Raw genomic sequence first — 7,487 nt, forward strand, 5'->3', positions numbered from 1 at the left:
GCGTTATCCCGAGCGCCGCCTTCGAAGAACCTTAACTTAACGGCATTAGGCTCTGACCCCGAAAAAAAGGCCGCCCCGAAGGACGGCCCTTGCATGCGGCGGCGCGCGGCCGCCGCCCGGTCACATCATCAGAACTTGTAGCGCGCGCCCAGCATGTAGCGCGGGCCGCCGGTCGTGACCTGCAGCACCTGCTGGTCGGTACGGCCGTGCGTGCGCTGGGTCGAGTCGGTCAGGTTGATCGCCTCGAGCGACACGCTCAGGTTCTTGTTGACGTTGTAGCCGATCGACAGGTCGGTCTGGCCGTACGGCTCGACGTACTGCGGGTTCGGCTTGCCGTTGTCGGCCACGCTCGCGAGGAACTCGCCGCGCCAGTTGTACGCCAGGCGGATCGACCATTTCTGGTCTTCGTAGATACCGACCAGGTTGGCGGAGTTCGACAGGCCGACCAGCGCGAACTGGTTACCCAGTCCCATGTTGTCGTACTTGAGGCTCGACTTCACGTACGTGTAGTTGGCCTGGAAACCGAGGCCGTTGTTGAACATGTGCTGCCAGTTCACCTCCGCACCCTTCAGCGACGCCTTGTCCTGGTTGATGAACGTCGTCACCTGGTACGGCAGCGCCGGATCGCCCGGGATGCCGCTGATGGTGCCCGTCAGGTTGCCCGCCGCGTTGGTGCCGGTCGCCGTCACGCCCGGCTGGCCGGCGAAGTGCGACAGGATGTAGTTACGCATGCAGTTCGTGTCGGTCGCCACGCAGCCCGCGGCGATGGCCGCGTTCCAGTAGCCGCCGCCCACCGGCGTCGTCGCCGTCGTCGACGGCTCGTTGACGACGGTCTGGCCGGCATAGTCGGACAGGTCCTTGTAGAACAGGCCCAGCGACACCATGCTCTGCTTCGTGTAATACCACTCGGCCGACAGGTCCAGGTTCTTCGACTTCACCGGCGACAGGCCCGGGTTGCCGCGGTTCGCCGTGGTGCCGGTCACGCCCGCCGTGGCGCTGTACGTGGTGCCGCCCTCGATCTGGTCGTAGCGCGGACGGCCGATCGATACGCCGTAGCTGGCGCGTACCTTCAGGTCGTCACGCACGTCCATGTCCCAGTCCACGGTCGGCAGGAAGTTGCTGTAGCTGCCGGTCTGGGTCTGGAAGGTCTGCGAGCCGAACACGATCGGCAGTTCGTTCTGCGATATCCAGTTGACCTGGGTCGGCTGCTTCAGCAGGCCGGTCGAGGCGACGTCGGTCTTCTCGTAGCGGAAGCCCACGCCGGTGTGCATCGGCATCGCCGTATCCCAGTCCGTATTGAACTGCATGAACAGCGCCTTCGTCTTCTCGATCGTGGTGCGGTTGAAGCTCGGGTTGGACAGGCTCGGGGTATAGCCGGCCTGGTCGCCCGTGACCTTGATCGCGTTGTCGCGCACGTCGGCGAAGTTGAACAGGTTGTAGCGGTTGTACATGCGCGGATCGTTCGAGCCGCCCAGCTTGCTGAAGTACTGGCTGATGCCGTCCGCGAACCACAGGTTCTGGTTATAGGCGGTGCCCGGGGTCGTCGACGTGCCGCCCCACGAGTCGCGCTGCACCTGCTGGAACACGGAGTGGTTGTTGACCTTCGAGTGCGACAGGCCGAAGTTCAGGTTCGACGACTCGAACAGTTTCAGGCTGCCGCCGGCCTGGATCTGGTCGATCTTCATCTTGTTCAGGCCATCCTGGAACCACGAGCCGGACACCTGGTTCGGCGCGGCCGTGTAGTCGGCGCCGCCCGGGATGACGAGGATCGGCATCTCCTGGCTGAAGTCGACGCCGGTGGTGCCGCGCGAGAAGCTGACGGTCGCCAGGTCGTTGTTCGAGCCGTACGGGCTGTCCGATTTCGACTCCGCCACCGAGTGGTGCATGTCGAGCGACAGGCGCAGGGCCGGCGAGACGCGCCACTGGGTGTTGAAGCCGATCGAGTCCAGGGTCGACTTGGTGGCGAAATCGCCGCCGTTCATCGCCATGTCCTGGTTCGTCACCTGCTCTTCATAGTACAGCGGCGAGGCGATCGGGCCGTTGGTCCACTTGCTCGTCTGGGCGTTCAGCGGGTGGTTGAACCAGACCGACAACTCGTGGTACTTGGTCTGGATCTTGTTTTCCGCGTACGTGTAGTCCAGCGTGGTCGTGATCTCCTTCACCGGGCGGAACTGGAACGTCAGCTGGCCGTTGGTGCGCTGGCGCTGCGAGCCGCGCACGAAGTACGACAGGTTCTGCGGGGTCAGGTAGATGTCGCTGGCCTTCGGCGGGTTCGTCACGCCGACGCCCGACACCGGGACCGGACCCGGGTCCTGGCTGACGGTGTCGCCGTGGAACGGGCCGAGCCAGCCGTTGGTGACGGCGGCCTGGTTCACGCCCAGGTTGCGCGACTGGTAGCTGCCGGTGGCCGCGAAGCCGAACATGCCGTCATGCCACGTCGTGCTGTACAGGCCCGAGACTTCCGGCGTGACCTTCTTGCCTGCGTCGATGTCCGGCAGGTTGTTGTTGGACTTGTCGTACACGCCCTTCACGCCGAAGGTGGCGCGGTTGCCCATGTCCAGCGGACGGCCGGTCATGATGTTCAGGGTGGCGCCGATGCCGCCCGGCGGCGTGTCGGCGCGGGCGCTCTTGTACACCTGGATCTGCGACACGGCTTCCGACGCCAGGTTGGAGAAGTCGAACGCGCGGCCGGCCTGGTCGCCCAGGTTCGCGGTCGGCATCTGGCGCCCGTTCAGCAGCACCATGTTCAGGTCCGGACCGACGCCGCGCACGGTGACCTTGGCGCCTTCGCCGCGGTTGCGGTCGATCGACACGCCGGAGATACGCTGGACGGCTTCGGCCAGGTTCGTGTCGGGGAATTTGCCGATGTCGTCGGCGACGATGCCGTCGACGATACCATCGGAGTTACGCTTCAGGTTCAGCGTGGACTGCATGCTGGCGCGGATGCCGGTGACCACGACGGTATTCGTCGCGACGCCCTGCACCGCCGTGGTCACCGCCGTATCGCCTGGCGCTGCGGTGCCATTGGATGCACCGTTGTTCGCGTCCTGTGCGTAGGCAGGTAGCGCAACGGCGGCGCACGCGCTCGCAACGGCCAGGCTGATCAGGCGGTGCCTGGTGTTCAGGTGATGGGAAAAAACCCTCTTGGTGTGCAGCACTGTGTCTCCTCTCGTCTCTCGAAAAAAACGCCGCGCCCGACGGGCGCAGACGTCCGTGGTGGTGGTACTACTCCTGGCATCCCCCGGTTCCCGTATTTGCCGGCGGGGGCTCTGTCGTCCGGGTCGCGGCAGCCGTCCTGGCCGCCGCAACGTTGACTCTTTGGTCACTGATAGCGAACATCATTTGCTCAAGATTAAGAACATTTGACACATTGGTCAATCGGTCGAACGAACTGTATGCACGTAAAAAATGCGTCCGCGCACCGAAATGGACCGCGTTTTTCCCACCGGAACGCGGATTACGTAACATACGTATGAAGATGCGCGAATTTTCTTAAGAAATCGATTTCATAAATAAATCAATCACTTCGTTCCACCCCGCCCCCACTTTGCTCCCGTTATACTTTTCACCAGCCAGCGCGCCCGTCGTTATAAATATGCGTACTGCATGATGTACAAAAATTTCCAATCTGTTGCATAATCATCACAAACCACTTGATTTTCCCCGCCCATGCCTGTTACCGGTGACCAGCAACTCCTCAAGCAACTGAACCGTATGGCGCTGGTACGCCAGGTGAGCACCCAGCCCGGCCTGTCGCGCGCCGCGCTGGCCGACGTCCTGGGCCTGACCAAGTCGACCGTCAGCCTGCTCGTGCGCGAGCTGGTCGACGAAGGCTGGCTCACGGAAAGCGAGCTGCTCGTGACCGGCGAGGTAGGCCGCCGCGCCACGCCCCTGCACCTGGACCCGTCGCGCCTGGCCCTGCTCGGCGCCGAACTGGGCGTGGACGAGGCGCGCGTCGTCGCCACCAACCTGCTGGGCGAAGTGCTCGACACGCGCATCCTCACCTACGAAGACCCGGGCGACCCCGTGTCCTGCATCCGCCTCGCCGCCCTCGCCCTCGTCAAGCTGGCGAAGCGGCTGGCGCGCCCGGCCGGCCAGGGCACGGCGCGGCGCGTGCTGGGCGTGGGCATCGGCCTGCACGGCGCCGTCGACGAGGCCCGCGGCCTGCTGCACCACGCGCCCCACCTCGGCTGGCGCGACGTGGACGTGGCCGGCATCGTCCAGACCCACGTCGTCGGCTCGCCGCTGGACCGGCTGCCGCTGTTCATGCAGAACGAGGCGAACGTGGCGGCGCTGGGCGAATTCGAATTCGCCGACCAGTCCGGCACCGATCCGCTGATCTACCTGTCGATCGGCTACGGCGTGGGCGCCGGCGTGATCGTGAACGACCGCCTGCTCACCGGCCTGCACGGTTTCGCTGGCGAAGTGGGCCACGCGATCCTGCAGGCCGGCGGACCGCTGTGCCAGTGCGGGCGGCGCGGCTGCGCCGATGCGCTGATCGGCCTCGGCTCGCTGCTGGGACGCGAACCCCCCAGCCATCCGGCCCTCGAGCACCTGTTCCGCCGCGTGGCCGACGGCGACAAGGCCACGTGCGCCGCCGTCGACGCGGCCGGCCGCCAGCTGGGCATCCTCCTGAACAATCTGTGGGCCGGCTTCGACCCGATGGCGATCGTGATCGGGGGCCCCGCGCTGCAGCTGGGCGACGCGTTCATCGAACCGGCCCGGCACGTGCTGGCCGCGTATGCGCATGCCGCGATGCTGCCGCCGCCCGTCATCCGCACCTCGCACTTCGGCGCCCAGGCCGTGGCCGTCGGCGCCGCCGCGCTGGCGCGCTACCGCGTCACGCGCCCGCTCGACGTGCAGAGCATCGAACGCAGCGCGAGCCGCGGCCCGGGCCCGCGTCCGGCCGGGCTGGCGCTCCCGCACTGACAGGCTCACCTACAACGATCACAAGGATCACAATGACCGCTGACACGATCAACGTTGGACTCATCGGCTACGGCTTCGCCGGCCAGGTCTTCCATGCGCCCCTGCTGCGCACGACGCCGGGCCTCGCCATCGCCGCGGTGGCCAGCCGCAATCCGGACAAGGTGCGCGCCGACCTGGGCGACGTCGCCGTGCACGCCGATCCGGCCGCCCTCATCAAAGATCCCGCCGTGCGGCTGGTCGTGCTGGCCAGCCCGAACACGACCCACTTCCCGCTCGCGCAGGCCGCGCTGGAAGCCGGCAAGCACGTCGTCGTCGACAAGCCGTTCACGGACGATGCGGTGCAGGCCGGCGCGCTCGTGCGCCTCGCCGAGGACAAGGGCCTGCTGCTCAGCGTGTACCACAACCGCCGCTGGGACAGCACGACGCGCACCGCGCTGCGCCTGCTCGCCGAGGGCACGCTGGGCTCGATCCGCCACGCGGCCATGCATTTCGACCGCTTCCGCCCGCAACCGCAGGCGCGCTGGAAGGAAGAGCTGGATGCCGGCGGCGGCATCTGGATGGACCTGGGCCCGCACCTGCTCGACGAAGCCGTGCTGTACTTCGGCGAGCCGCTGGCCATCGAGGCCGACCTGCCGACCCTGCGTCCGGGCAGCCGCTGCGAAGACCAGTTCCAGGCGCGCCTGCGCTACGCCGACGGCCTGCGCGTGGACCTCGGCGCCAGCATGGTGGCCGCCGTCGCACGCCCGCGCGTGGCGCTGCACGGCCTTGCCGGCAGCTGGGTCAAGCAAAGCCTCGACCCGCAGGAAGCGGACCTGATCGCGGGCCGCCTGCCGACCGGCGCCGCGGCCGCATGGGGCGTCGACGCGGAGGCCGGCACGCTGGCCGTCCTGCGCGACGGGAAGGTGGCGACGTCGTCGCTGCCGACCGAGAACGGTGCGTATCCGTCGTATTACGCGGGCATCCGCGACGCGCTGACCGGCAAGGGCGCGAATCCCGTGCCGGCGCGCCAGGCGCTTACCGTCATGCGCCTGCTGGACGCCGGGCGCCTGAGCGCGGCCGTGCGGCGCGAAGTGCTGCTGTCCGAAGTAAGCGCCTGAAGTAGTCGCCTGAAGTAGTTGCCCGAAGTCGGGGCCTGGAGCGGCCGCCGGGCCTGCGGCCGGCGCGGGTCCGGCCCTACTCCCTTTCCAGGTTCGCGCGCACCCGCGCCAGCAGGTCCAGCAGGGTCGCGCGTTCCTCTTCCGATATGCCGTCCAGCGCCACTTCGGCCAGCGCGCGGTCGTGGCGATGCAGCGCCGCGTACATCTTCTTTCCCTCGCCCGACAACGACAGCCGCGTGCTGCGCTTGTCCGTCTCGTCCGCCACCGCTGCGAGCAGGCCGCGGTCGCGCAGGCCGCGCACGAGGCGCGCCAGCTGGGCCTTGTCGCGTCCCGAATGCGCGGCCAGGTCGCTCTGCGTCGCGCCCGGACGGCGCGCGAAGAAGCCCAGCACCTTGATCTCCATGTGCGCCAGGTCGTGCGGACCGGCACGCAGGCTGCGCTGCTGTGCCGAACGGAACAGGTGCATGATCGCGTGGACGCGCTCCAGCACCTCCAGCGCAGGCGACGGGGGATTTTGGTTGACTTGATCAACTATATTTCGCATAATGAGGACTTGTAGAGGACATTATCAACTAATTTTCGGAGCAACGATGCAACAGACTGCAGACCACCCGGACACGTTGGTGCGCCGCGTACGCCACGAACTCAAGCTGCGCGAACTCACCGTCGCGCGCGTCGAACCGCTGGGCCCCGGCTTCGCCGCCATCACCTTCGCGGGCGCGGCACTGGCCGATTTTACGTCGCTGTCGTTCGACGACCACGTCAAGTTCATGTTCGCGGATGCGGACGGCACCCAGGTGAGGCGCGACTATACCCCACGGCGCTTCAGCCGCGAAGCGCGCGAGCTCGTGATCGAGTTCGCGCTGCACGGCGACGGCAAGGCATCCGAATGGGCGCGCCGCGCCGTCGCCGGCCAGCGCGCGCTCGTCGGCGGGCCGCGCGGGTCGATGATCGTGCCGTCGGCACTCGACTGGCACATGCTGGCGGGCGACGCGACCGCCCTGCCCGCCATCGCGCGACGGCTGGAAGAGCTGCCGGCGGGGCGCCGCGCGATCGTGCTCGTGCATGCGGAAGCGGACGACCGGCGCGTGTTCGCGGGCGCGGCCGATGTGCGCTGGTTCGATACGCAGGATGCGCTGGTCGAAGCGTTACGGACGCTCGCGGTGCCGGAAGGCCGTGGTTTTGCGTGGGGTGGCGGCGAAGCGTCCTTGATGGCGCGGGTGCGCCGGGTGCTGAACGAGAAAGGCGTGCCGCGCGAGGCGACACGCGTGTCGGCGTACTGGAAACAGGGCGTGGCGGAGCACCACGAGCACCTGGAATGACAGGCGGGCCCGGAGACCACCATGCGTCACATGGAACGATTGCGTGGGCTCGGGGAGCCCACCCTACGAGTTCCAGGCCGTAGCGTGGGCACCCCGTGCCCACGATGCCTCACATGAAATGCACGCGGCGCCGGACCGA

General features: G+C 67.4%; 5 protein-coding genes. 3 read left to right on the forward strand and 2 right to left on the reverse strand.

Features of this window, described 5'->3' with window-relative positions; translation table 11 throughout:
• Positions 1-128: 128 nt before the first annotated feature.
• Entirely contained in the window at positions 129-3,158 is a 3,030-nt protein-coding gene (locus ASC93_RS12950) for a TonB-dependent receptor (protein ID WP_229412704.1), read from the reverse strand.
• Between the two features lie 511 nt (positions 3,159-3,669).
• Between ASC93_RS12950 and ASC93_RS12955 the strand changes: the two genes are divergently transcribed.
• Positions 3,670-4,929: an ROK family transcriptional regulator gene (locus ASC93_RS12955; RefSeq protein WP_082548011.1), complete on the forward strand. Its 1,260-nt coding sequence runs from the start codon at positions 3,670-3,672 to the stop codon at positions 4,927-4,929.
• Between the two features lie 32 nt (positions 4,930-4,961).
• Positions 4,962-6,026, forward strand: a complete 1,065-nt coding sequence (locus ASC93_RS12960; protein ID WP_056442315.1) for an oxidoreductase — start codon at positions 4,962-4,964, stop codon at positions 6,024-6,026.
• Positions 6,027-6,102: 76 nt separating this feature from the next.
• Here the strand turns inward: ASC93_RS12960 and ASC93_RS12965 are convergent, their stop codons facing one another.
• Positions 6,103-6,492 carry a MarR family winged helix-turn-helix transcriptional regulator gene (locus ASC93_RS12965; RefSeq protein ID WP_229412705.1) on the reverse strand — a complete coding sequence of 130 codons (390 nt, stop codon included), beginning with the start codon at positions 6,490-6,492 and terminating at the stop codon, positions 6,103-6,105.
• A gap of 124 nt (positions 6,493-6,616) precedes the next feature.
• On the opposite strand from ASC93_RS12965, the gene ASC93_RS12970 reads away from it, so the two are divergent.
• Positions 6,617-7,348: a siderophore-interacting protein gene (locus tag ASC93_RS12970; protein WP_056442320.1), complete on the forward strand. Its 732-nt coding sequence runs from the start codon at positions 6,617-6,619 to the stop codon at positions 7,346-7,348.
• The last annotated feature ends 139 nt before the right edge of the window (positions 7,349-7,487 follow it).

Origin of the sequence: Massilia sp. Root335 (assembly GCF_001425685.1) — a bacterium.
Lineage (GTDB): Bacteria > Pseudomonadota > Gammaproteobacteria > Burkholderiales > Burkholderiaceae_D > Telluria > Telluria luteola.

What these genes read in the sequence shown, in the direction of transcription:
- ASC93_RS12955 (WP_082548011.1), top strand. Translation starts at nt 3,670, where the DNA reads ATGCCTGTTACCGGTGACCAGCAACTCCTCAAGCAACTGAACCGTATG.
- ASC93_RS12960 (WP_056442315.1), top strand. Translation starts at nt 4,962, where the DNA reads ATGACCGCTGACACGATCAACGTTGGACTCATCGGCTACGGCTTCGCC.
- ASC93_RS12965 (WP_229412705.1), bottom strand. Translation starts at nt 6,492, where the DNA reads ATGCACCTGTTCCGTTCGGCACAGCAGCGCAGCCTGCGTGCCGGTCCG.
- ASC93_RS12970 (WP_056442320.1), top strand. Translation starts at nt 6,617, where the DNA reads ATGCAACAGACTGCAGACCACCCGGACACGTTGGTGCGCCGCGTACGC.